Below are 23074 nucleotides of genomic sequence, written 5' to 3'. Positions count from 1 at the left end.
CTGCCGTATCCTCAACCGCTGGAGATGGCCCGGGCTCTGGCCGATGCCCTGGCACCCTGGCAGACGATTCGCCTGCTGACTCCGCAATACCCAACCCCGCTGCTCACGTTGCTGGCTGAACAGGGCCTGGAATGCCGGGTACTCAGCTTGCCCGACGACGATGTCTGCGTGCAGATCCATCGACCGGGACGTGATGGCCAGGCTGAACATTGAGGCGTCGCCAGCGAGTTCGCTGCCACGCCGGTTTCTGCTCAGCGCACCGCCTTGGGGCATGTTTGCTGCGCTGTTGTTGCTGAGCGACGATGGATCACTGCTGGTGACTCGCTGGCAACCGGCCACCCTAGCGCTGGTACATGCGTTCACCTTGGGCGTGCTCGGCAACACGATGTTCGGCAGCCTCCTGCAATTTCTGCCCGCCGCCGCAGGCGTTCGAGTGCACGGTGGCAACCGACTCGGCCACGTCTTGCACGGCTTGCTCAACGTCGGCACGGTGCTACTGATGACTGGGTTTCTGACCGGCTGGCGGACCGGCATCACGCTCGCCGGCGTACTGCTTCCTGCCGCCTTCATTCTCCTCGGCGGCATGACACTGCCCGGTGTACTTGTCGCCCGGGGACAGCGGCTGTTGCGTGCAGGCATCGGACTGGCTCTGCTCTCGGCCGTGATCACCGGAGTACTTGGCGGTTGCCTCGCACTGCTGCTGAACGGCCATCTGAACATGCCCCTGTTAGCGCTGGTCGATGTGCACGCAGCCTGGGGTACGCTGGGCTGGATCGTGCTGCTGCTTGCCGGCGTGGCGCGCGTGGTGATGCCGATGTTCCAGGGTAGCGCGAAGATGCCGGGCACTGCTCAGGTGGCATGGACCGTCGCCTTGCTGCTGGGGTTGTGTGCCGGGACATGGCGGGCCTTCGCCCGCGATGACGTGTCATGGCTTGGACTGACGCTGGTGGTTCTGATCACGGCCTTCGCTGGCACCGCCCTGTGGCTGCTGGGGCGTGGACCACGCGGTCACGCCGGGCCATTGCGGCGCAGCTGGCAACTGGGGCTCATGTTGCTGTTGGCTGCTGCGATGGCCCTGCTGTCCGGGGCTCGCAACGGTCTGCTTGCTGGTGCCCTGGGTCTGGCCATCGCCTTGCCCTTGCTTCTGAACGGAATGGCGCTGGAGATCATCGCCTTCCTCGGCTGGATCGAACTGCACCGGCGCATCGGGCGAGGCGTGCAGCTTCCGGGAGTGCAGCGCCTGCTTCCGGAGAAAGACAAGCTCCGGGTTCTATTCGCGCAGCTTCCCGTGAGTCTGCTGCTGCCTGCGGCCGTGCTGTATCCGCGCTCCTGGCTGTCGCGCCTGACCGGCCTGGCGATGCTGCTGGCATGGCTCGCCGTCTGGCGGGCACTGAATGGCGTGAACCGTCGCAGCGAACGCTTTGTACTTGGCATCAAGGGACACCCATGAGCAACAAGCCCCCCCTCGTCTATTCCTGTTCGGGTTGTTCCAGCGCCGCGCAGATGGCCAATCACCTCGCACTGCAGCTAGATCGTGCTGGCATGGCCGAAATGTCATGCATCGCCGGGGTCGGGGGTGCCGTGCCCGGTCTGATTCGCACGGCACAAAGCGGGCGCCGCATCCTGGCCCTGGATGGCTGCGTCCTGAAATGTGTCGCCGCCTGCCTAGCCAGTGCTGGCGTCACCGCCGACACCCAACTCGTGCTCTCGGACTACGGCGTAAAGAAGCGTCAGCATACCGATTTCGACAACAACCACGCGCAGCAGGTCTACACCGACCAGGTGCTTCCTGCCGCGGTTGCCCTGCACCGGCCATCCTCCGGTACCGAAGCGCTCACCGATGAACCCGCATCTGCCTGAACGGCTCGCACTTGCGCAGGTTCGCGCCGCCATCGATCACGTCGATGACGGCCTTCTGCTGTTGTTGGCGGCACGCCGCCGCCTGGTGCGCATGGTAGCGTCGCTCAAGCCACGCGCCGGCGTGCCACCTCGCGATCCCGAGCGCGAACGCAGCGTTCGTGCTCGCGCCGAGCGCCTGGCCGTGCGGATGAATCTGCCCGCAACCACGGTGCACGCACTGCTTGATCTCATCATTGCCGATGGTTGCCGTCAGCAGGGCCTGTCATTTGACCGGGATCAGTGCGAAGCAAGCGCCGCTTCGGCAAGCTTCCCGACCATGGTCACGTCAGCTTCAGATTTCCGCTTCACTAGACGCTTGCTGCAACTGTTGCCGCAACCGCGTCGCGTGGCTCCGCTGCTCCAGGCCCTGCCGATACGCTGGCAGCGCATGCTGATCCAGAAGGGGATGTCCCACGTCCTGGCTGCCCCGCTGCGCGAAGGCGAACTGGAATTCATGCAAGACCGGCGACTGGCCGTCGAGGTAGAAGACCTCGGTCTGCGCTGGGTGTTTGAAGTGCATGAAGGGCAACTGTCCATTTCTGCCGGCGACGCCGACGTCAGTGTCTGCGGCAGCGCCACCGACCTGCTACTGCTGGTAGGACGTCTCGAAGATGCCGACACGCTCTTCTTTCAGCGACGACTGCGTTTGACCGGTGATACCGAACTCGGCCTGACCGCACGAAACATGCTCGATCGGTTGCCGTGGGAATCGATTCCACTGGCACTTCGCATCGTGATGAACCGGGGCGCACGATTTGCCCGTACGGCACGGGCCGCCCACCATCATGAGGCTACCTGACGCCTTTGCGCACACAACAAGCCACAGCAAAGCTGCGGCGCTACGAGATCGACATCTGTTGAGTGAAGCGAGGCAGGCTTGCGCTAATGATCGTCGACGGAAAGACCTTTGTGGATGACCGCCTGATCTATGTTGCCAGAGACATGCGCGCAAGGTCGGTCCATACATGGTGCCGCGCACGATCTACTCGACGGTGTCTGCCACTCGGCTACCACCTTTGGCATCCAGGGGCCAGCTATTCGATCTCGGCCGCCTGCGCCACTCCCACGCATTCCATCGGTGCAGCTGCGGACCTGATCCGTCATGGCGCGCAGGACGTGATGTTTGCCGGTGGCGGCGAGGAAGAGCACTGGGGATGACTGCCGAATTCGACGCCATGGGTGCCTTGTCCAGCGGCTACAACGACACCCCGCAAGTGGCCCCGCGCCCTTATGACGCCGGACGCACCGGCTTTGTCATTGCCGGCGGTGGCGGCATGTTGGTGCTCGAGGAAAACGAGCACGCCAGGGCACGTGACGCGCGTATCCATGCCGAGCTGATCGGCTATGGCGTCAGCTCGGACGGTGCCGACATGGTGGCACCGCCCAACGAGGGTGCAGTGCGCTGCATGGAAATGGCGATGCGCGAACTGCGTTCACCGGTGGGTTACCTCAACACCCACGGCACCGCCACACCGGTAGTGTGACATCGTGGAGCTGGAGGCGATCCGGGAAGTCTTCGACACGGCGATACCGCCGCTGTCCTCGACCATGGTGCTCAGCGGTCACTCGCTGGGTGCCGCGAGCGTGTATTAGGCCATCTTAAGCCTATTGATGCTGCTGAGCGGGTTCATGGTCGGCTCAGCCCACATCAACCAACTCGATCCGCGCGTAGAAGGCTCTCCCATTCTGCACGAATCACGCAATGCAAAGCTGGACACCGTGATGTCGAACAGCTTTGGCTTCGGCGGAACTAATGCGAGCCTGGTATTCGCGCGCATCTGACTGCAGACGCACCGCATCCGCCCTCCTACCGCGTAGCTGACCGGGCCTCCTCATCGGGCTGGTTAGCCGCAGCGCTAACTTGACGCCAGTGGCGCCGGTTCCGTCAAGAAGACCCCGGCCTCATGCCCGGCTCGCCATGCCAGTAACCGTTGCGACTGCCGATGCGAGGCGGTGCCTGCGCTGAACGCCGGGCGAGATCGAAGTGCGCCACCACCTCGGCCATGCCGAGAACCTGCGGGTACAGCCGCAGCACATCCACCCCGAGCTCACGCAGCACCGGAAGCTGCGGACCGAGATCGGTAATTTCCTCACCCTGGATCTGGATGCCATTGATGCGAAGGAACGGCCTTCCATCACGAGTGGCAAGTGGCAGGCCATCGGGGTATTCGATGCAGCGAAAGTCACACTGGTCCTTGGCCACGTCCAGTGCACGCGCGGTGAAACAGCGCGCTGAAAACGACAGCGGCAGGCGACCAAACGCAATCACCTCCAGCTCCGGCATGGCTCGATCCTCGGCTATCATCGCCGCCCGCAGTTCGCGTACCAGAGTTTCCCCCTGCTCCACGCCGGGCACCCAGCGACGCAGCCCATCCTCGATCAGCATCGACAACGCGACATGGTTGTAGACGTTGAGGGTGGGCCCGGCGACGAAGGGCACGCTCCGTTCCCGGCACAACTGCACCGCCGAAAGATCGTTAGCCTCGATCCAGCATCCGCCGTCCTCGATCAATCGGCGCAACACGCCCAGTTCCGACTCGGCCTCGACCAGCGCCAGTGATGACAACACGATCTGCTTGCCGCTGCCCGCCAGCTCCGCAGCCAGATCAATCCAGTCGCGCGTGCCGAGTTCTCTTCGCTTGCTGCACACCGTCTCGCCCAGATAGACGATATCGACCGGCCAACGGGCCGCTTCGCGATAGAACGCCAGAGTGCGCTCGCGCGGCCAGAAATACTGCAATGCGCCTAGGCTGAGCTTGATCATCGGATTCACCTCCATCTGTTCAATGCCAACGACGGTGGTAGGGACCAAGCGTGGTCTGGTGGCCTTCGGCATGCGCCGAAAGCGCACGCTGCCAGTCATCCCGCAGCAGCCAATCCTGTGGCGCGGCCTGGTAGCGATCCAGCGCATCGCGCCAGGTACGCGTCACCGACTTCACATAGGCAGCACCGCGTTGACGGCCCTCTATCTTCAACGCGACCACGCCGGATCGGGCCAGCGTCGGCAACAGCTCCAGGGTATTGAGGCTGGTCGGCTCCTCCAGCGCGTGAAAGACCTCGCCGGCAACATCGAAGCGCCCCTTGCAGACGGTCGGGTAACCCGCCGGCTCCTGCGGCTTGAATAGGTCGATCAAGACATTGTTGAGTCGAACGCTACGACCGCCGTCACCCTGTTCTTCCCAGCGCACGAACTTCGCCGGCGAACACACGCCATGGCGATTGGGCGATGCGCCGGTGACATAGGACGAGAGCTGGCAGCGCCCCTCCACCATGATGCACAGGCTGCCAAAGGCAAACACTTCCAGCGGTACCGGCGAGTGCTGACACAGTCGCTGCACCTGCTGGATCGACAGCACGCGCGGCAATACCGCGCGACTGATACCGAATCGTTCGTGCATATACTTGAGCGCGGGCGCGGTGGTCGCCGAACCCTGCACGGAAAGATGGCGCGCCAGTTCCGGATACTTGCGCGTGGCGTAGTCCAGCACGGCCATCTCCGCGGCAATGATCGCGTCGCAGCCAAACTCGGCAGCCCGGTCCACGGCATCGAACCACTGGCCAAGCCTCGCACTGTCCGGGTAGGTGTTGAGAGCGAGATAAACCTTGCATCCGCGTGCATGCGCGTAGGCGATACCACTGCGCAGATCGTCATCACTGAAGTTGAGTCCGGGGAAAGCACGAGCGTTGGTCTGGTCGCGGAAACCGGCGTAAACCGCATCTGCTCCGGCGTCGACCGCTGCCTGCAAGGCCGGCAGGTTGCCGGCAGGACAAACCAGTTGCATGGGCGAGCACCTCGGAAGACTATTGAGGCGCGCAGCTTGAACGGCGAGGAGTTGCCCCGCCCTGACATGCGTCAAAACTGTCCGGCATTGTTTCGTACCTATGGCCGGGATTCAATGCATCCGTCGCACAGCACGCGGACGATGTCATCGCACAGCTTCCCCATCATTTGCATGAAACGAGGCCGCACGATGGAATATCATACGGTTCTCACCGAAGCGTGCCCCGGCCCCGAGGTCATCCAGGAAGCAATGGTCGAGATCGATCCAAAAAGCGTGGAGGATCTGGACATGAGTTGCCTGTCGATGCGGATATCGTTCTGCGTGACGGTGACGGACCTGATCGACGTCCTACAGCAAGCTGACTGAACCGTGGCACCGGAATAGGTGGTGTCGTTGCCTACCATCTGCTGCGGCGGCTGCTCCGGTTGAAGCGGTTTCCCCTGGACGGCCACTGAGTCCTGGTGCGCAGGCGCGCCTTCGCCACAATATCGATGGGCGTGTCTCCGGCCATGCCCGCTGGTGTGCCGCGCTCATGCAAACCGGTCTACTCGCGCGCGCCGCATGTTTCAGCGGCAGCACGCTGTCACGACGGTTTGATGAAGGTCATGGTCTTGTCTCCATGCCGCGACCTACGATAAGCCATGTTCTAGATCGTTCCACGAACGGCGCCCACCGCACGACGGACGCCCCATGAACCGGAGGCTAACTCGTGACCGACTATATCCAGGCCTGGCAGTGCATTGGCTGCGGCAAGATCGAAGCACCGCAGACGTGCATTGGCGTATGCCGTGACAGGAAGATTCTGATGGTCGGCAAGGATGACCACGACGCTGCGATCGCCGAGCTGACCCTGGCGCAGCAGCATCTGAAGGGTCTGCAGGCGGTATTGCTGCAACTGGCATGGTCGGAGCCACGCCATGGCCAGTGGGAGCAGAACTGGCGAGCCCTGCAGGAACGCGCACGCCAGTGGATCGCGAATCCGCAACCGGAGCACGCGGCGGACAGCGCCTCAGACGGCGATTGAGCCGGCCAGGGTCGCCCACAGCGCGTCTACCCGACGCTCCACCGCGGGATCGGGCTGAATCGGTTTGCTCCAAGTGCGCGAAGTTTCGGCCGGCCATTTGTTGGTGGCATCGATACCCAGCTTGGAGCCTAGGCTCGGCGTCGGACTGGAGAAGTCCAGATAGTCGATCGGCGTTTTCTCGACCAGCATCGAATCCCGTGCAGGGTCGACGCGCGTGGCCAGCGCCCAGATCACCTGCGACCAGTCGCGCACATCGATGTCGTCGTCGGTAATGATGACGAACTTGGTGTAGGTAAACTGGCGCAGGTACGACCAGATCCCCATCATCACCCGCCGCGCATGGCCGGGATACTGCTTGCGAATGCTGACCACGGCGATGCGGTACGAGCACGCCTCGGGCGGCAGATGGAAATCGACGATTTCCGGAAACACCTTCTGCAGGATCGGCACGAACACATCGTTCAATGCCATCGACAACACCGAGGGTTCATCGTGCGGTGCACGACCCATATAGCTGCCGTGGTAGATCGCGTCACGGCGAAGACGCACCCGCTCGATGGTGAGCACCGGAAAGTGGTCCTGTGCGTTGTAGTAGCCGGTGTGATCGCCGAACGGACCTTCCAGCGCTGTATCGCGCGGATGGATGAATCCCTCGAGCAGGATCTCCGCGCCGGCCGGCGCATCCAGCCCAGTCAGCTCGCTGCGCCATACCCGCGTTCGCTGGCCGCGCAGCAGACCGGCAAACTCGTACTCCGACAACGTGTCCGGGAGGGGAGCTACCGCTGCCAGCATGGTGGCAGGATCGGCACCGATCGCAACCAGCATGGGAAAGGGTGTCTCCGGATGCACCGCCTGCCAGTCTGCAAAATCCAGCGCGCCACCGCGATGCGGCAGCCAGCGCATGATCACCCGGTTCGGCCCGATCACCTGCTGCCGGTAGATCGCCACGTTCTGGCGCGATTGGCGCGTGCCGCGGGTGATCACCAGGCCGAAGGTGATCAGCTTGCCGGCATCCTGCGGCCAGCAACGCTGGATCGGCAGGCGCGACAGGTCGATCTCGTCACCGCGCAGGGTCTCGTATTCGAACGCCGCCTCGCGTACACGTTGCGGTGCCACATGCGCGAGTTGCGCTAGCTCCGGCCAGCAGGTCAGTGCATCGCGCAGGCTCGATGGCCAGCGCGGCTCCTTGATCGAGGCCAGCAACTGACCCAGTTCGCGCAGGCTGGTCAGGGGGCGGCCGGCCAGCGCCGCTTCGATCCGTCGGCGCTCGCCAAACAGGTTGCCTAGCATCGCGTGCGGCGACGATCGCGGGTGCTCGATCAGCAGTGCCGGCCCGTGCTCGCGCAGCGCACGCAGGCATAACGCTGTCGACTCCAGCTCGCAATCGACCGGGTCGGGCACCCGGATCAACTGTCGCTCGCGCTCCAGCTGGCTGATGAATGATCGCAGGTCGTGATGGGGCATGGCCGAATGATCGGGAGAGTATGCCGACTTTCGCGCGTTGCGCGCCGGCATGCCCTGACGCCGATCAATCCGTCGCGCCAAGCGATGCCCCGGACATGGACCGACCTGGGCAGCGTATCAGGACGACGCGACTGCGGCCACTCCATCATGGCTTGCCAGCATGCGCAGGCGACGGGTCAGGAACTCGAAATAGCCCTCGATGTAGCTGACGCCGTTCTCATGGTCGATCAGGTACGGATTCATTAGCGTGTGGCGCAGGATCATCAGGCAGTCGCTGTCCTCCTCCTCACCTAGCGTGGACTCTTCCAGCCCGAGCGCGTGGAAGATCCGCAGGGTCTCCGCCTTGCCTAGCATCTCCGGGCGTAAGCTGGTAACCGAACCGAAATACTCCTTGGTCTGCAGCGGCTGGCCCGGATCGCAGCGCAAGGTGTCATGCAGCGTACGCAGGAAGGTATTGGCCTTCGCCAGCGACGTGTTGCCACGCGGGTTGATGGCCAGGCACACCAGATTGCTGTCGGGTGCCACCGGCACGATGGCAAGAAACTGATCGGCCATGTTCAGCGCAAACCGTTGTGCATGGGCGTAGAAGGACTCGGCACAACGAACGGTCTGTGCAGGCAGTCGACCGAAATGCCGGTGATCCAGCGGCAATACCTTGTGGGTGACGTAGACCGCCGCCGCGGCCGCGCCTGATTTGGACCCTTCGGGCACGAACTGACCCAGGCTGCGATAGCGTGCGAGATAGTCCATCGGTATGCTGGCATGAAAGACGTAATCGGCGCGCTCGGCCAGCAACGCCACCGCCCGGTGGTCGCGACAGACAAAGGCACCCGCGCCATAGGGCAGGTAGCCGAGCTTGTGCGGATCCACTGTGACCGAGTCCGTATCGGCGAGTGCCGCAAACGCGGCGTAGACCGCGGGCGAAGGGAACCCGGTAAACTCGTTGGCGACCTCTTCGCGTGGCCGCAAGCTGCCATCCTCCGCGCGAAAAATGGTGGCCAGATAACCGCCCCAGGCACCGTCCACGTGGACCGAAAAGTCCAGGCCCAGCACGCGCGAGCGAGTGCGTGCCGCCAGCACACCGTCAATCGGATCGATGGTGCCGTACTCGGTTCCGCCCAGCACTGCCACGCACATCAGGATGGGCTGGCGCTCACGGGCGCAACGCGCCAGGGTGGCTTCCAGCTCATCCGTGTCGAGCCGCATGCCATGCGTCGGCAACAGTTCCAGTTGTGCGCGCCCCAGACCCAGCAGTTTGAGGCCCTTGCTCCACGAGTAGTGGGCGGTGACCGGTGCCAGCACCAGCGGAACCCGCAGGTCGGGGTGGGCCGCGAAGAAGCCCGCCAGTCCGAGCTGCTCGATGCGCTGCGCCTCGACTCGTGCATGCCAGCGACTGCGTTGCGACGTCGGTAGTGTCGCCAGCCATTGCTGCCAGGTGTCCAGCAAGGCGACGCCGGCCGCCGGCGAAAGATTGAAAGCTTCCCAGTCGTCGGAAGGCAGTGCGATGTCCGACACACCTGCGGCGCGCAACGCGACCGGAAAGGCCTTCAGCGCCAGCGCCAGCCGCAACGCCTGGTAATTCGCCAACGTGCCGCCTGAGGTGAGATGTCCGAACGCACACGCCGGCTGTACCGGGTCATGCGGATAGCCAACCATGCGGGCCAGCTGCAGGCCAACCTGCACCTCCATGTCCACCGTGACTGGCGCGGCATCCTCGCTGACATTGTTGGGGTTGTAAGGCAGGGTCAGGATCTGTGCCGCCAGCCCCGGTAGCAGCAGGTCCGATGCCATGTGTCCGATGTAACGCGGGCTGTGGAACGGCACCGATTTCTTCAGCGCCGCGGAAAGCTGGTGCAGTTCGCGACGCATGCGTGACTCGAAGGCCAGATAACCCGGGTCCCGTGCCGCCGACGTGGCGATGGCCGGTGGATCCTCAGGATGAAAATTCCGGCGCCAGTAGACATGGTCGCGCAGGAACTCCACCAGCAACTTTTCCAGCAAGCTGTCGTTCTCTCCATACGGGCCGAGAAAGCAGGCATCCAGCGTGTGGTCCCTCGAACCATGCCACGACAGCGGCGTGGCCGCGCTCATACGGGCCACCTCCGGTCAGCCACGGCGTGAGGTACTGGACAAGGCGCGGCGATCGCACGCGACGGGATCGAGTGAATCCTTCTCGCATCAGCGAACACTGCGGGCCATCGATCGCTCATTTCAGCATCCTCCTGCGGGGCGCCTATGCTCGTTGGCGCCGGGCGTGCGCGCATTGATTAAGGTCAACCTGAACATCAAGAAGCCAGCGCCGGTCACGGCGACAGCAGCTGCCACCATCACCATCGTCCGCTGACGCACGACAACGGGCTACGTCAGCCGGCTCACTGAATGCGGATCACTAGCAGCGCCGCAGGATCGCCGGCATGATCCAGCAGCAACACTTGTACGCGCCCCTGCCACGTCTGCGCCAGCATCTCGTGTTACGACGGCGTGGTCTCTGGCTCGATCGCCGTGGCAAGCAGTGCGCGCATCGGCGGCGCGGAGACAGAACGCAAGTCGAGCTCGACCGACACGGTCTGCCTTACGCCGTGGCGGCGGAAGCCGATCACACTGGCATCACCGACATCCGCGAATTGCAACGGATGCTGGCGGACATAATGCCCTCCAATCCCGTGAAAACCGTCCGCGGCGGCGACGCCGGTAACCAGGATCGGGACCTGCGCGATCATGCCGTTGGCCCCTTCCGTCTCCGGCATGCGCATGTCGATCTCGCCGCGCGTCGCCGTGCCATCCGGAAACAGAGCCATCACCACCATGCGCACCTGCAGGTAGGCTCCGACCATGGTGGGACAGGAGTAGCCCGCCAGTCGAACTGGTATCGAGATAGCTATATTCCAGCAAGCCGTCCGCAACCACCCCGAGCACGGCTGCCAGCGTATCGCGCATGCTGATTCGTGGCGTTTGATCATGGAAAGTCGGATATTTTATTCAGACCACTCCCTATTGCGGGGGCAGTTCGGTAATCCCGAAATCGATGACTACGGTTTCGGGGCCACGCTCGCGATAGGTGACGGTCAGGTTGTCGCCGAAGCGATTCCGCAATTGCGCGATCAGCGGTATCGGATCGTGGTCGTTCACGAAGCGCATGGTTTCACCTGAGCGCAATGCATCCATCGCGCCGAAGATGGCCGAATGGCGAAACCGGCGCGCTACGCCACGTGCGTCAAATACATGGATGTGTTGTTCAGCGACAGGTTGCATCTGGATCATGATCATTCCTGAAAGTGGATAACCACTCCACGATAGGCTGTTATCCCGTTCGAACCTCTGACCCAGATCAGCTGATCTCGCTGAAAGTGTCCGGACCGCGCGGCTCTTTTAGCTGCATTCAGCGTTTGAGCAGAGGCAATTTGTCCGCCACGCCGTCCCAGCGATCGGCGTCCTCCAGCGCGGGGATCTTGCTGGTCAGCGACGGCCACAGCGGCGCGAGCTCGGCATTTATGGCCAGGAACTTCTCATGCCCCGACGGGACGTCCAGCTCGGGGAAGATCGCATCGACCGGGCACTCCTGTACGCATAGCGTGCAGTCGATGCATTCCATCGGATCGATCACCAGAAAATTCGGACCGGCATGAAAGCAGTCAACCGGGCACACCTCCACGCAATCGGTGTGCTTGCAGTTGATGCAGTTCTCGGTAACGACATGTGTCATGACATTCCACCTCTGGATCGCGATCTGGTCACGTGATTTCGCGCTTTGACAGCGGGCCACTTTGCCAAAGGCGCACCGACGATCTGCTGATACAGGTCAGACGGGCCGCTTCGAGCGCCTTCGCCACGGCGTACCGTCAGGCAGGGTCAGCTGAGAATGCCGGCTATTCCCGCACAGAGTCCCAGCCCGGCGGTCAGCACGATGGTGATGGCGACAACCACAGCATAGACACCCTTGAGTCGATAAGGCTCAGGCAATGCACGTCGCGCCAGCATGAACAGAAGGCCGAGAACGATCGGGAGCAGCAAGGCATTCATCACCTGGACACCCACACTCAACCTGACCAGATCGACGCCCGAAGCCACCAGCAACCCACCGAGAACCAGGGTCAACACGTAAACGCCGTAGAACCAAGGCGCCTGCCGCGGACTCTGCGCAAGCTGATGATTGAAACCCATCAGCTCACCGAGGGTGCGCGCAGCGGTAAGCGTCAACACGATGGTGGCCACCAGCGACGCGCCAATCATGCCCAGCGCAAACATTAGGGTGCCGTTTATCTCGCCAAGGAACGGCGTGACGGCTTGTGCAATCTGCTGCACCGTGTCCAGCGACTGCCCCGTGGCAGTGCGCCCGATGGTGGCCGCTGCCGCGACCAACACGGCACCCATGATGACCTGGGTGACCACCGAACCGATGGCCGTGTCCCAACGCGCCGCGCGCAGGTCGGCAACGGTCAGCCCTTTCTCGACCACCGCCGACTGCTGATAAAAGACCATCCACGGCATGATCACCGCACCGATATTCGCAGCAACCAAGTAGAGGTATGCTGAGTCCCTGACTGGAACGTCGAATGCTTGGGTCATCGCCAGATGCAGGTCCGGCCCGGCCTTGTATGCCACGTACAGGAACACGCATTCGAATAGGCCCACCGCCAGCGCAATGCGCTCGACGCTCAGGAACGAACCCCGCACCGCCATGATGGTGAGGCCGACGACCACGATTACCATGCTGAGCCAGCCCGGAATCCCGATCAGCGCCCCCACCCCCGCGATGCCGCTCAACTCGGTAATTAGCGCACCGACACAAGCCACCAGCAGCGTCAACACGGATACCCACGCCCAGCGCGCGCCAAAGTACTTGCGGATGGCATGACCATGCCCATGGCCGGTCACCACACCGAGCCGTACCGTAAGCTCCTGCACGACAAACAGGATTGGTATCAGCACCACCTGCAACAGCAGAAGCCGATAACCCGACTGCGCACCACTCTGCGCCGCGGTAATGACGCTTCCCGCATCTGTGTCGGCGAGCATCACCACCAGGCCCGGCCCCGCCACCACCGCAAATCGCATCCACGGGTTCAGATGGCGAATCGGTGCAGCCACGTTGACAGCTCTCATCCCTGTCAACCTGGTTTGCCGTCAACACGCGGCGTCAGGTAGACGCATGCCGAACGCAGAACCCATGGTAGGAACGCGAGTAGCCAGCCGAAAGCGGCAACCACCAGCCACAGGTAGACATCACCCCCGAATTCGGCGCGAATGCGCACGACGCAGACCAGCTGCAACATCCCGAAGCAAAGCCAAGCCACGCCGCCCATCTGCAGCGGGCGCCCCGAATGTCCCTGAGTCACGCGCGTCACCATCGCCACCAGCATCGAGCCGAAATAGCCGATGCCCAGCGCATGCAGTGGTGCCCGGAAAAACATCAGGTGCCCGGTTTCGGCATAAATCACGTCCTGCACCGAATACAAGATAAAGGCCAGCGGCAACCAGGCATATGCCAGGTGTAGCACCGCCAACAGCCCCGGCCGCATCGCCTTCCACGGCTGCCAGGCCAGGGCGTGCCAGGCAAAGATCAACGCCAGCGGAATGTCGACCAGCCACAACCAACCCATCACCCCGCTCCAGTCCAGCATCAGGTGCGCCAGCAACAACAGCCACACCATCGGCAGACTCCAGCGCGGCCGTCGCAGCACGTAGTCCTTCGCCACATTTCCACTGAAGAAGGGCAGCATTCGGTGCGTCACCGTGAAGAAGATCGGCAGCAACAGGCCGAACGTACCCAGCCGGATCGCTAGGTCCGCGCATGCCGGCGGCGCCCCGAACAGATACGCCAGGAACAGACCCAGGCCGAGCACCCCCAGCGACAGCGACAGCAGGGCGGAGCGCGCGTGGTTGTCGCGGCTTGGCGAAGCGTGCAGCACCGACGCCAGCGTGCCCCAGCCGATCAGGTAACCCGACAGCATCAGCAGCTGCCCCAGGATCAGCAGCCAAGGCAGATCAAGCAGCCCGACGTTGGACAACACGTAGCCGGAGAACACGCACGCTGCCACTGGCACATAGCGTGAACGGGGCAACGCCGGCTGATTGAGCCAGCGCGGAAACACCGTCAGCAGAAAGCCGAAAATGAATAAGGGAAACATGCCGTACTGGATCAGAATGCCGTGTGCATAGACCGGGGGAATCGACGGCTGCGGCCAGCCCGCCAGACCAAAGCGCATCCAGACCAGCTCCGCCGCCCACCACGATATGCTCAACAGCACGGTGACAGCGCCGGCGAGAAACAACAGGCGATGGGGCGCGGAGGTGAGCAGGCGTGGCAGCTCGGCGAAGGTCGCTACTTTCTGGGAGGGCGGCGGCAGCTTAGACATGTCACATGTCTGATCTGAATAAGAATGATTCGCCATGCTGGCATGCCACCCTCTGGGCGGCCATGATCCAAATCAAGCCGGCGGCGGCTAACACCACCCGCCCGGACCAAAACCAGCCAGCGGCCCCTGCCGCGACGACTCGCGACGGTCGAACTCAACCGTCCAGCAGCGCCCGCCCAATCTGACGCAGACGCACGGGATCAAGCAACTCGATCTCACGCCCCTGGATCCGGATCAGTTGCTGGTTGCGCAGTCGGCTCAGCACCCGGCTAACCGTCTCCGCGGCCAGGCGAAGATAGTTGGCGATATCGCCACGCGACATGCTCAGGTGAAAACGGCTGCCCGAAAAACCGCATGCTGCATAGCGGTTTGCGAGATCCACCAAGAACGCGCTGACGCGCTCGTCCGCACTGTGGTCGCCGGCCAGCAGACTCGCACTGCCCAGCTCCTTGCTCAGCATGCGAAACAGGTGCTGCTGCAACGCCGGCAGGCGCGCGGCCAGCGCGCTCATCGCGGGAAACGAGAAGCGGCAGAAAAACGCGGTGTCCAACGCCACCGCATCGCAAGGGAAATGTTCCGGGTAGATCGCATTCAGTCCGATCACCTCGCCAGGCAGATAGAAACCGAGTACCTGCTCGTGGCCGTCCTGATCGAATATGCGGGTTTTCACCGTGCCGCTTCGAACCGCAAAGATCGCCCGGAACGGGTCCCTCGTCCGGAACACATGGTCGCCGGTACGAAAGGGGCCGACATGCTCGACCAGACATTGCAGCTCGGCCAGATCAGGCTTCTGGTAGCCCGCGGCTACACACGCGCTCGAGAATGCACACGTACCACAAAATCTGGTCTCGTCGCCGTCGTCGGCGATGGGGTTGGGCGGCTCTGGCAGGCGTCCTGCCGGGTGCTTGAATTGCATTATTGTGGTGTTGCCTGGGAGAACGACATAGTCAGATGACGCGCGAATAGCGCGCCGACTGTGCCGTGTCGCCCAGATAGGCGTCAAAGCACATGGCGATGATACGCAATAGCAGACGCCCTCGCGAGGTAACTCGAATCTCCTGCTCGCTCTCGCTCACCAGACCGTCGTCGATCAGCACCCGCAGGCGCTGCCTTTCGTTCGCGAAGTATTCGTCGAACAGCAGCCGGTGACGCATGCCGAAGCCCGGCTTGCTGATCATGCCGTGGCACATCAATTCGCCGATCAACTCGCGCCGGATCACGTCGTCCTCATCCAGCTCCAGCCCCCGCATCACCGGCATCCTTCCTGCATCCAATGCGGCGTAGTAACCGATCAGGTCGCGCGCATTCTGGCTGTAGGTATTGCCGATGCGGCCGATCGCACTGACGCCCAAGCCGACGATGTCGCAATCCCCATGGGTCGAGTAACCCTGGAAATTGCGCTGCAGCGTCCCCGCGCGCTGCGCCTGGACCAGTTCGTCGTCGGCCTTCGCAAAATGATCCATGCCAACGTAGACATAGCCTGCTTCGGACAACTTCTCCAGCGCGCAGCCAAACAGTGCCAGCCGGGTGGCGGCGTCCGGCAGTGTGTTCTCATCGATCTGCCGCTGCGCTTTGAACGTCTCAGGAAGATGCGCATAGCCGTACACCGCCACCCGATCGGGGTTCAGCGCCACGATCTGCTCCAAGGTTCGGCCGAACCCCGCCACGCTCTGGAAAGGCAGGCCGTAGATTAGGTCGACGCTGGCCGAGCGGAACGATGCGTCGCGAGCCGCATCCAGTATCTCGCGCGTCTGCTCCATGCTCTGGATCCGGTTCACCGCCTTCTGCACTACCGGATCAAAATCCTGGATGCCGACCGAGATCCGATTGAAGCCCAGCCGACCCAAGTTGGCCACATAGTCACCATCGGCGAAGCGCGGGTCGATCTCAATGCCGTATTCACGCTCGGGTTCGCGACTGAAACTGAAGTGCCTCGACAACGATTCAAGCAGCTCGCTCATCTGCGCGGCATCAAGGAAGTTGGGTGTACCACCGCCGAAGTGCATTTGCTCCACCGTACGGTCGCGGTCGAACAGCGACGCCATCAATTCGATCTCGCGATACAGCCGCTCAAGGTAGCGGCTGGCTTGCGCAACGTCCCTGGTGATCACCCTGTTGCAGCCGCAGTAGAAGCATGGGCTCATGCAAAAGGGCACATGCACGTACAGCGACAACGGGCGCGGAATGGGCTCCTCATTCGAGGTACGGATCACCCGGCGCAGCGCCATCACATCAAAGTCCGCACGAAAATGCGGACTCGTCGGATAGCTGGTGTAACGCGGTCCCGCCACGTCGTAGCGCGCTACCAGCGCCGGATCGAACTCAGGAGCGATGAGAGAAGTAGCCATGGCAGACAGTCTGCCGAAGTCATCGCCCGGTCGCCTTGATCTTGATCAGAGCGTATGCAGAATTAATGAGATGGCCCCTCCCCACCCTATCCTGGGCTCCGCGGTAGGGTGAAGTTTTCCAAGGAGGCCACGCTCATGCAAAACGTCACGTTGATCGGCATTGACCTGGGCAAGCATACGTTCCACCTGCATGGTCAGGATCGTCACGGCAAAGCGGTGTTCCGGAAGAAGCTTAGCCGCAAGTCGATGATTGACTTCTTGGCGAACTTTCAGGCTTGTACGCTGGTAATGGAAGCCTGCGCCGGGGCTCACCATCTGAGCCGCCAACTCACCGCCTTCGGCCATCAAGTGAAACGGGTTCACCCCCGATATCAAGGTCACTTACGAGAAGGATGATCGAGGATCGCCGCCGCAGCCTGCATCAGGCCTACCCCCAAGAACTCATAACTGGTTGCCCATGCCCCATCCCGGCGCTACCGAAAATCCCGCGACCTCGTCTCCAGCGAAGTCCATAGCCCCGAGAGATCATGGATCCGCCGTGCAATGACATGCGCACTGCCGTCGACCTGCTGCCACACGCCCTCCACCGCCAGGAGGTTCGAGGTCAGGAACACCTGGCGGTAGGCCTCGGCGACCTGGCGCCAGACGATCACGTTGACCAGGCCATGCTCGTCCTCCATCGAGACGAAGGTGACACCGCTTGCCGTGGACGGACGCTGCCGCAGTACGACCAGCCCGGCGACACGAACCCAGCGACCGTCGGGCAACCGCTGCAACGCCTGACTGTCCAGGCAGCGCATCGCACGTAGGCGCGGCCTGAGCTGGCGCAGTGGATGCGGCCCGAGGCTGACACCCACGCGCGCATAGTCGGCCTCGGTATCGTCGATGACACTCGGCAGGGGCAGCACCACGGCGGCCTCGGCCGGACTCGTGTGCCCGAAGAGCGGCAGCTGCGCCTCGACCCCGGTCACCGCCCACTGCGCACGGTGGCGATGACCGGCCAGGCCTTTCAGGGCGCCGGCATCGGCCAGGGCCTCCCGGTCGCGTGTATCCAGACCGGCCCGGCCGCACAGATCCGCCACGTCGCGGAATGCCCCTGCCCTTCGCGCCGCGACTAGGCGACGTGCCGCAGTGTCCTTCAGGCCGCGCACCTGGCGCAGTCCAAGCCGCAGCGCCCAGGCCCCGGTCCCGTCGGCCTCCAGCGTGCTGTCCCAGTGACTGAAGCGCACGTCGACCGGCCGCACGTCGACGCGGTGACGTTGCACGTCCTGCACGATCTGGCTTGGTGCATAGAAGCCCATGGGCTGGCTGTTGAGGAGTGCACAGGCGTACGCCGCCGGGTGGTGGCACTTCAGCCAGCAGCTGGCGTAGACGATGCCGGCGAAGCTGGCCGCATGACTTTCGGGGAACCCATAGCTGCCGAAGCCCTTGATCTGCTCGAAGAGCTGGGCGGCGAAAGTGGCGGTGTAGCCGCGTTCGAGCATGCCCTGGGTGATGCGCACCCGGTGCGGCTCCATTCCGCCATGGCGCTTCCACGCGGCCATGGAACGGCGAAGCTGATCCGCTTCGCCCGCGGTGTAGCCCGCCGCAACGATGGCGAGCTTCATCACCTGCTCCTGGAAGAGCGGCACGCCGAGGGTGCGCTCGAACACGCTTTTGAGATCCTCGGACGGGTAATCGATGGGCTCCTCCCCGCGACGCCGGCGCAGGTACGGATGCACCATGTCACCCTGGATCGGGCCGGGACGCACGATCGCCACCTGGATCACCAGGTCGTAGAAGTTCGCCGGCCGATGGCGCGGCAGCATCGCCATCTGCGCCCGCGACTCGATCTGGAACACCCCGACCGTGTCGGCGCGCTGGATCATCCGGTACGTCGCCGGGTCCTCCGCCGGCAGCGTCGCCATGGTGAGGTCCAGGCCATCATGCGCCTCGAGAAGCGCCAGGCACTTGCGGATGCAGGTCAGCATGCCGAGCGCGAGGCAGTCGACCTTGAGCAGACCCAGGGTGTCGAGGTCATCCTTGTCCCACTGGATGATCGTGCGCTCGGGCATCGCCGCGTTCTCGACCGGTACCAGTTCATGCAGGGGCGCGTCGGCGATCACGAAACCGCCGACGTGCTGGGACAGGTGACGCGGCATGTCCAGAAGCTCGCGGGTCAGCCGTAGGACGCGCTGGATGCGTGGGCTGGCCGGATCGAAGCCCTGCTCCTGGAGGCGTTCATCGAGCGAGGTCTCGCCCTCCCACCACGCCAGTACCCGACTCAGCCGGTCGACTGACTCGGGCGGCAGGCCCAGCGCCTTGGCCACATCGCGCACCGCGCTCTTGCCGCGGTAGCAGATCACCGTGGCGGCCAATGCGGCGCGCTCGCGACCGTACTTGCGGTAGATGTACTGGATGACCTCTTCGCGCCGCTCGTGCTCGAAGTCGATGTCGATGTCCGGCGGTTCGTTGCGCTCCTTGCTGATGAAGCGTTCCACCAGGAGGTTCATCCGTGCCGGATCGACCTCGGTCACACCCAGCGCAAAGCACACCGCGCTGTTGGCCGCCGAGCCACGCCCCTGGCAGAGGATGCCCCGCTCGCGGGCAAACCGGACGATGTCGTGCACGGTGAGGAAATAGGACGCGTACTGCAGTTCCTCGATCAGCGCGAGCTCGTGCTCGATCTGCCGACGGACCGGATCGGGCATGCCGCCCGGCCAGCGCCATTGTGCACCTGTCTCGGTGAGGTGACGCAGCCAGGTGTCGGCGGTGTGACCGGCCGGGACCAGCTCGGTCGGGTAGCGATACTGGAGCTCGTCCAGCGTGAAGGTGCAGCGCGCAGCGATGCGCACGGTCTCCTCAAGCAATGCGGCCGGATAGATCGAGGCCAGCACGTCCCGCCGGCGCAGGTGCCGCTCACCGTTACGGAAAAGTACCTCCCCCGCATCCATCAGGGTGACGCCGTGGCGGATCGCGGTCAGGGTCTGCTGCAACGGCAGGCGTCGACGCACATGCATGTGCACATCGCCCGCAGCGACGCAGGGCAAGTCCAGGGTGGCGCCCAGGGCGGTGAGCATGGCCAGGCGCGCGGCATCGTCGTGGTCGCGTACCAGTTCGACGGCCAGCCATGCGCGATCGCCGAAGACCGACCGCACCCAGGCCCCCTCGTCCGCATCGGGCTCCCGGTCCGGCACCCAGAGCGCGAGCACGCCCGGCAGGCCGTCCGCACAGTCGGCCCGGGTCAGGCGGTACTCGCCTTTGGCGGAGGCGCGACGCCCGCGGGTGATGAGGTGGCACAGCGCGGTGTAGCCGGCCTGGGTCTCGGCCAGCAGGACCAGCTTGGGTCCGTCGGCCAGCTGGATCTCGGTGCCGACGATGAGCGCCACGCCCGTGGCGCGGGAGGCTTCCAGCGCCCGCACGATGCCGGCCATGGTGCACTCGTCGGTGATCGCCAGCGCCCGGTAACCGCACGCCTTCGCGCGCTCGAACAGTTCTCGCGCGGACGAGGCCCCGCGGTGGAAGGAGAAGTTCGAGAGGCAGTGGAGCTCGGCGTAGTCCATCACGCGAACCAGCCGTGCAGCATCCAGCGGCCCGGTTCGCCGGGCGGACAGAACACCCAGGCACGCTGGCCCTGGCTGGTGCGCACGATGTAGTAGTCGCGCCGCACCACCTCACCGTCCCACCAACCCGTTTCGATGCGCTCGGGCCCCGCCAGGATGGCGGGCGCCGGTCCACGCAGCGGCATCGGTCGTGGCAGCAGCCAGGTCGGACGCGGCAGCTGCTCGATGCGTCCCTCGCCACCGGCGCCCTGATCCTGCGAGCGTTCGGGCCGGGGGTCGGTGGTGCTGCGCAGCTGCACGACCGCGTCCTCACCCAGCCGTGCCCGCAAGCGTTCGCGCAGTTGGGCAAAAGGCACCGCGCCGATCGGGCGGGCATCGAACAGATCCCGCCCTTCCGGTTCGAACGGCGGCAGGTGATCGGCCTGCAGGCCGATCGCGACCACCGGCGCCGGCAGGATCACGTTCGCCATGCGCCCGCGCGCCGCGTCGAACAGTACCTCGGCCTCGCGCTCCGGGGCGAGGAGCCCCACCGGCACCGACGTCGCCCCCTCGCGATGCTCAAGCGTCACCACGAAGCGCTGCACGCCACCGTCCCGAATCGCGAGAAACGCAGCCAGATCGCCCGTCAGGCGGCGCAGCGGAAAGACCAGCGCAGCAGTGTTCTCCACCTCGAAAGCCAGATCCACGCGCCCGTCCACCCGGTCGGGCGGACGGTACAGCGAGAGACCGGCGGGCGCGGCGCCCGACAGGCGATCGAGGTGATCGAGCAGCCCGCGTCCCAACCGGCGCTGCAGGCCGGCGCGCGGCAGCCGCCGCACCTGGCCCAGCGTGCGCATGCCCATCCTGGCCAGCATGGTGGCATCCGCCTCGGCGAGGCGGGCATGGGAGAGCGGTACGCGGTCCAGCTGCGACTGGGCCTCTCTCGGCGTGTCAGCCCACGCGCCATCCTTCACGCCGGCCAGGAGCCAGGCCGCATGCGGTGTGGGCGCGGCGGCGATCCGGTGCCGAAAGCCCAGCGCCTCGACCTCCGCCTGCAAGCGGCGCGCAATCTCGGGGCCCTCGCCAAACAGCGATCGGCTACGGCTGACCTCCAGGACCACCGCCTCGGGCAGCAGGCTGACCTCGGCGCTGTAGCGGTAGGCGACCGCGGCAATGAGCGCATGATGGCGATCGATGTCGCGCGCATCGACCGGCACGCAGGCGAAACGGGCCAGCACCGTCTCCGCTGCCGCCAGCCGTTGCCCCACACGCAGTCCCGCTGCATGCGCGGCGTCGTTGACCGCGACCAGCACCCGCGCGTGAGGTGGACCATCGACCAGCACCAACGGCCCCGGGTCGGCGTGCTGGCGAAGCACACCGTCCAGCGCCAGGTGTGGCAGTAGAAGGCAAACCCACAACATCGACCGTCCCCCTCACTGCCGGGTATCCGGCCACGCCAGGACGGTCGCCGGTGGCTGACCGCCGCGGCACTTCAGGACCCGCAGGCCCGGGACCGGCGTGGTCTCGACCACAAGGCGCAACGGCGCGGGCGACGCCTGCACGGCGTGGCGGCGGTCGCGGAACACGAAGGCGAGTGCATGGCCGGTATCGGCCGCCACCTGCAACCGACGCAGGGCGCGGTCGTTGGCCTCACGGGGCCAGGCGAGCACCGCCGAACAGCTGCCCGAGCGCAGGCACTGCTCGGCAGCCCACAGCACCTCGGCCTCGGCCGCGTGGACGATATGCAGGGTGGCAAGCGCGACACCGCGCTGTCGCCAACCCATCGCACACGGCAGGTACGGCGGCGCGATGAGCATCACCGGGCGGGTGCCGTGACTCAGTCGTGCGAGCGTCGGAAGCACCAGGCGCAACTCGCCCACCCCATCGGCGGGCAACAGGATCTCGGTCACCGACGCCTCGGGCCAGCCCTGCGTCGGTAGTGCCGCGTCCAGGGACGACCAGCCGGTGGACTCGGTAGCGGCGGGTACGGGCTCGGCGCGAGCACGCCAGACGCGGCGCGCGTCGATAAGCTCCGACAGGGCAACGACGGCCGCCATCACGCGCCCCGGATCAGGCCGGCGTACAGGCCCTCAATCGCGAAGTCCTCGGTGGGATCGACCTCGATCGGCTGGTAGCCCGGACTGTTGGGCAAGAGACGGATCACGCCGTCTTTCCGGTACAGCTTCTTGATGGTGAAGCTGTCGCCGGCCACACGCGCCACCACCACCTGGCCATGCCGCGCGATGGAGGTTGCCTGGACAGCCACCAGGTCGCCATCGTCGATACCCTCGCCGATCATCGAGCGACCGACCACCCGCAGCAGATAGTCCGGACGCATCCGGAACAGCGTTCGAGCGAGCCGTACCGTGCGCTCGATGCCGTCGGTCGACACGATCGGCTCGCCGGCGGCGATCTTGCCGATCAGCGGCAGCTCCAGGGTGTCCCGGTCCAGCGGATCGTCTTCCTCGACCAGACGGATACCACGGGCCAGGTTCGGGATGATGACCAGACGCCCCTTGGCCTCCAGCGAGCGCACGTGCTTGAGCACCGCACTGACGCTGGCGATGGCCAGGGCCTCGCCGATGTCCTCCAGCGTGGGGGCCTCGCCATGCCGCGCGAGGTAGCTGCGGATGAAGCTGAGGATGTTGGACTGACGGTGGGTAAGTTGCAGGGTCATGGT

21 protein-coding genes and 2 pseudogenes are annotated in these 23074 nt (G+C 64.5%); 8 read left to right on the top strand and 15 right to left on the bottom strand.

From position 1 onward, the window contains the following. The first annotated feature begins 24 nt into the window (after positions 1 to 24). The 5 genes and pseudogenes from RA164_RS07885 to RA164_RS07865 form a co-directional block, all read left to right on the top strand. Complete coding sequence (locus RA164_RS07885) at positions 25 to 213, top strand: hypothetical protein (protein WP_329743393.1); 189 nt, start codon at positions 25 to 27, stop codon at positions 211 to 213. Then, a complete protein-coding gene (locus RA164_RS07880; RefSeq protein ID WP_329743392.1) occupies positions 194 to 1450 on the top strand; it encodes a hypothetical protein in 1257 nt (418 codons plus the stop codon). The genes RA164_RS07885 and RA164_RS07880 overlap by 20 nt, the downstream gene beginning before the upstream one ends. Then, positions 1447 to 1860 carry a putative zinc-binding protein gene (locus tag RA164_RS07875; protein ID WP_329743391.1) on the top strand — a complete coding sequence of 138 codons (414 nt, stop codon included), beginning with the start codon at positions 1447 to 1449 and terminating at the stop codon, positions 1858 to 1860. The genes RA164_RS07880 and RA164_RS07875 overlap by 4 nt, the downstream gene beginning before the upstream one ends. After that, the gene (gene ubiT / locus RA164_RS07870) at positions 1841 to 2698 is read left to right on the top strand and encodes a ubiquinone anaerobic biosynthesis accessory factor UbiT (protein WP_329743390.1); all 858 of its coding nucleotides are present in this window, start codon (positions 1841 to 1843) and stop codon (positions 2696 to 2698) included. Before RA164_RS07875 ends, ubiT begins: the two co-directional genes overlap by 20 nt. Positions 2699 to 2822: 124 nt before the next feature. Beyond that, positions 2823 to 3681, top strand: a pseudogene (locus RA164_RS07865) (beta-ketoacyl synthase N-terminal-like domain-containing protein); the annotation flags it as partial. Positions 3682 to 3784: 103 nt separating this feature from the next. Here the strand turns inward: RA164_RS07865 and RA164_RS07860 are convergent. Further along, on the bottom strand, positions 3785 to 4663 hold the full coding sequence (locus RA164_RS07860; RefSeq protein WP_329743389.1) for a U32 family peptidase: 879 nt from the start codon (positions 4661 to 4663) through the stop codon (positions 3785 to 3787). A 19-nt stretch (positions 4664 to 4682) separates the two neighbouring features. Next, positions 4683 to 5681 carry a ubiquinone anaerobic biosynthesis protein UbiU gene (gene ubiU / locus RA164_RS07855; RefSeq protein ID WP_329743388.1) on the bottom strand — a complete coding sequence of 333 codons (999 nt, stop codon included), beginning with the start codon at positions 5679 to 5681 and terminating at the stop codon, positions 4683 to 4685. Positions 5682 to 5717: 36 nt separating this feature from the next. Between ubiU and RA164_RS07850 the strand changes: the two genes are divergently transcribed. Both RA164_RS07850 and RA164_RS07845 read left to right on the top strand, forming a co-directional pair. Then, entirely contained in the window at positions 5718 to 6047 is a 330-nt protein-coding gene (locus RA164_RS07850; RefSeq protein WP_329743387.1) for a hypothetical protein, read from the top strand. Between the two features lie 343 nt (positions 6048 to 6390). Continuing rightward, positions 6391 to 6705, top strand: a complete 315-nt coding sequence (locus tag RA164_RS07845) for a hypothetical protein (protein ID WP_329743386.1) — start codon at positions 6391 to 6393, stop codon at positions 6703 to 6705. Here the strand turns inward: RA164_RS07845 and RA164_RS07840 are convergent. From RA164_RS07840 to hemN, 9 genes are all read right to left on the bottom strand, one after another. Further along, positions 6691 to 8169 (bottom strand): UbiD family decarboxylase, encoded by a 1479-nt coding sequence (locus RA164_RS07840; protein WP_329743385.1) that lies wholly within the window; start codon positions 8167 to 8169, stop codon positions 6691 to 6693. The two genes, RA164_RS07845 and RA164_RS07840, sit on opposite strands and share 15 nt — an antisense overlap. A gap of 117 nt (positions 8170 to 8286) precedes the next feature. Further along, entirely contained in the window at positions 8287 to 10260 is a 1974-nt protein-coding gene (locus RA164_RS07835) for a pyridoxal phosphate-dependent decarboxylase family protein (protein WP_329743384.1), read from the bottom strand. A gap of 380 nt (positions 10261 to 10640) precedes the next feature. Continuing rightward, the gene (locus tag RA164_RS07830; RefSeq protein WP_329743383.1) at positions 10641 to 11003 is read right to left on the bottom strand and encodes a hypothetical protein; all 363 of its coding nucleotides are present in this window, start codon (positions 11001 to 11003) and stop codon (positions 10641 to 10643) included. 157 nt (positions 11004 to 11160) lie between these two features. Continuing rightward, a complete protein-coding gene (locus tag RA164_RS07825) occupies positions 11161 to 11430 on the bottom strand; it encodes a DUF2249 domain-containing protein (protein ID WP_329743382.1) in 270 nt (89 codons plus the stop codon). Between the two features lie 118 nt (positions 11431 to 11548). After that, entirely contained in the window at positions 11549 to 11872 is a 324-nt protein-coding gene (fdxA, locus tag RA164_RS07820) for a ferredoxin FdxA (RefSeq protein WP_329743381.1), read from the bottom strand. 146 nt (positions 11873 to 12018) lie between these two features. After that, positions 12019 to 13257: an NRAMP family divalent metal transporter gene (locus tag RA164_RS07815; RefSeq protein WP_329743380.1), complete on the bottom strand. Its 1239-nt coding sequence runs from the start codon at positions 13255 to 13257 to the stop codon at positions 12019 to 12021. Positions 13258 to 13277: 20 nt separating this feature from the next. Beyond that, entirely contained in the window at positions 13278 to 14525 is a 1248-nt protein-coding gene (locus tag RA164_RS07810) for an NnrS family protein (RefSeq protein WP_329743379.1), read from the bottom strand. 154 nt (positions 14526 to 14679) lie between these two features. Then, complete coding sequence (locus RA164_RS07805) at positions 14680 to 15441, bottom strand: helix-turn-helix domain-containing protein (RefSeq protein WP_329743378.1); 762 nt, start codon at positions 15439 to 15441, stop codon at positions 14680 to 14682. Between the two features lie 31 nt (positions 15442 to 15472). After that, positions 15473 to 16873 (bottom strand): oxygen-independent coproporphyrinogen III oxidase, encoded by a 1401-nt coding sequence (hemN, locus tag RA164_RS07800; protein WP_329743377.1) that lies wholly within the window; start codon positions 16871 to 16873, stop codon positions 15473 to 15475. A gap of 135 nt (positions 16874 to 17008) precedes the next feature. Here hemN and RA164_RS07795 point away from each other — a divergent pair. Next, a pseudogene (locus tag RA164_RS07795) lies at positions 17009 to 17245 on the top strand (IS110 family transposase); the annotation flags it as partial. Positions 17246 to 17346: 101 nt separating this feature from the next. Here RA164_RS07795 and RA164_RS07790 read toward each other — a convergent pair. From RA164_RS07790 to lexA, 4 genes are read right to left on the bottom strand one after another with little or no spacing between them, the layout of a single operon-like run. Then, a complete protein-coding gene (locus RA164_RS07790; RefSeq protein ID WP_412731078.1) occupies positions 17347 to 20418 on the bottom strand; it encodes an error-prone DNA polymerase in 3072 nt (1023 codons plus the stop codon). Then, complete coding sequence (locus RA164_RS07785) at positions 20415 to 21815, bottom strand: Y-family DNA polymerase (protein ID WP_329743375.1); 1401 nt, start codon at positions 21813 to 21815, stop codon at positions 20415 to 20417. The genes RA164_RS07790 and RA164_RS07785 overlap by 4 nt, the downstream gene beginning before the upstream one ends. A gap of 12 nt (positions 21816 to 21827) precedes the next feature. Next, a complete protein-coding gene (imuA, locus tag RA164_RS07780) occupies positions 21828 to 22451 on the bottom strand; it encodes a translesion DNA synthesis-associated protein ImuA (protein ID WP_329743374.1) in 624 nt (207 codons plus the stop codon). Continuing rightward, on the bottom strand, positions 22451 to 23071 hold the full coding sequence (gene lexA, locus RA164_RS07775; RefSeq protein ID WP_329743373.1) for a transcriptional repressor LexA: 621 nt from the start codon (positions 23069 to 23071) through the stop codon (positions 22451 to 22453). The genes imuA and lexA overlap by 1 nt, the downstream gene beginning before the upstream one ends. Between the last annotated feature and the right edge of the window lie 3 nt (positions 23072 to 23074).

Origin of the sequence: Dyella sp. A6 (genome assembly GCF_036320485.1) — a bacterium.
GTDB lineage: Bacteria > Pseudomonadota > Gammaproteobacteria > Xanthomonadales > Rhodanobacteraceae > Rhodanobacter_A > Rhodanobacter_A aluminiiresistens.
The sequence above is the reverse complement of the archived record's forward strand: the minus strand, read 5'-3'. Positions and strand labels throughout refer to the sequence as shown.

What these genes read in the sequence shown, in the direction of transcription:
- RA164_RS07885 (WP_329743393.1), top strand. Translation starts at nt 25, where the DNA reads ATGGCCCGGGCTCTGGCCGATGCCCTGGCACCCTGGCAGACGATTCGC.
- RA164_RS07880 (WP_329743392.1), top strand. Translation starts at nt 194, where the DNA reads ATGGCCAGGCTGAACATTGAGGCGTCGCCAGCGAGTTCGCTGCCACGC.
- RA164_RS07875 (WP_329743391.1), top strand. Translation starts at nt 1,447, where the DNA reads ATGAGCAACAAGCCCCCCCTCGTCTATTCCTGTTCGGGTTGTTCCAGC.
- ubiT (WP_329743390.1), top strand. Translation starts at nt 1,841, where the DNA reads ATGAACCCGCATCTGCCTGAACGGCTCGCACTTGCGCAGGTTCGCGCC.
- RA164_RS07860 (WP_329743389.1), bottom strand. Translation starts at nt 4,663, where the DNA reads ATGATCAAGCTCAGCCTAGGCGCATTGCAGTATTTCTGGCCGCGCGAG.
- ubiU (WP_329743388.1), bottom strand. Translation starts at nt 5,681, where the DNA reads ATGCAACTGGTTTGTCCTGCCGGCAACCTGCCGGCCTTGCAGGCAGCG.
- RA164_RS07840 (WP_329743385.1), bottom strand. Translation starts at nt 8,169, where the DNA reads ATGCCCCATCACGACCTGCGATCATTCATCAGCCAGCTGGAGCGCGAG.
- RA164_RS07835 (WP_329743384.1), bottom strand. Translation starts at nt 10,260, where the DNA reads ATGAGCGCGGCCACGCCGCTGTCGTGGCATGGTTCGAGGGACCACACG.
- RA164_RS07830 (WP_329743383.1), bottom strand. Translation starts at nt 11,003, where the DNA reads ATGGTCGGAGCCTACCTGCAGGTGCGCATGGTGGTGATGGCTCTGTTT.
- RA164_RS07825 (WP_329743382.1), bottom strand. Translation starts at nt 11,430, where the DNA reads ATGATCCAGATGCAACCTGTCGCTGAACAACACATCCATGTATTTGAC.
- fdxA (WP_329743381.1), bottom strand. Translation starts at nt 11,872, where the DNA reads ATGACACATGTCGTTACCGAGAACTGCATCAACTGCAAGCACACCGAT.
- RA164_RS07810 (WP_329743379.1), bottom strand. Translation starts at nt 14,525, where the DNA reads ATGTCTAAGCTGCCGCCGCCCTCCCAGAAAGTAGCGACCTTCGCCGAG.
- RA164_RS07805 (WP_329743378.1), bottom strand. Translation starts at nt 15,441, where the DNA reads ATGCAATTCAAGCACCCGGCAGGACGCCTGCCAGAGCCGCCCAACCCC.
- hemN (WP_329743377.1), bottom strand. Translation starts at nt 16,873, where the DNA reads ATGGCTACTTCTCTCATCGCTCCTGAGTTCGATCCGGCGCTGGTAGCG.
- RA164_RS07785 (WP_329743375.1), bottom strand. Translation starts at nt 21,815, where the DNA reads ATGTTGTGGGTTTGCCTTCTACTGCCACACCTGGCGCTGGACGGTGTG.
- imuA (WP_329743374.1), bottom strand. Translation starts at nt 22,451, where the DNA reads ATGGCGGCCGTCGTTGCCCTGTCGGAGCTTATCGACGCGCGCCGCGTC.
- lexA (WP_329743373.1), bottom strand. Translation starts at nt 23,071, where the DNA reads ATGACCCTGCAACTTACCCACCGTCAGTCCAACATCCTCAGCTTCATC.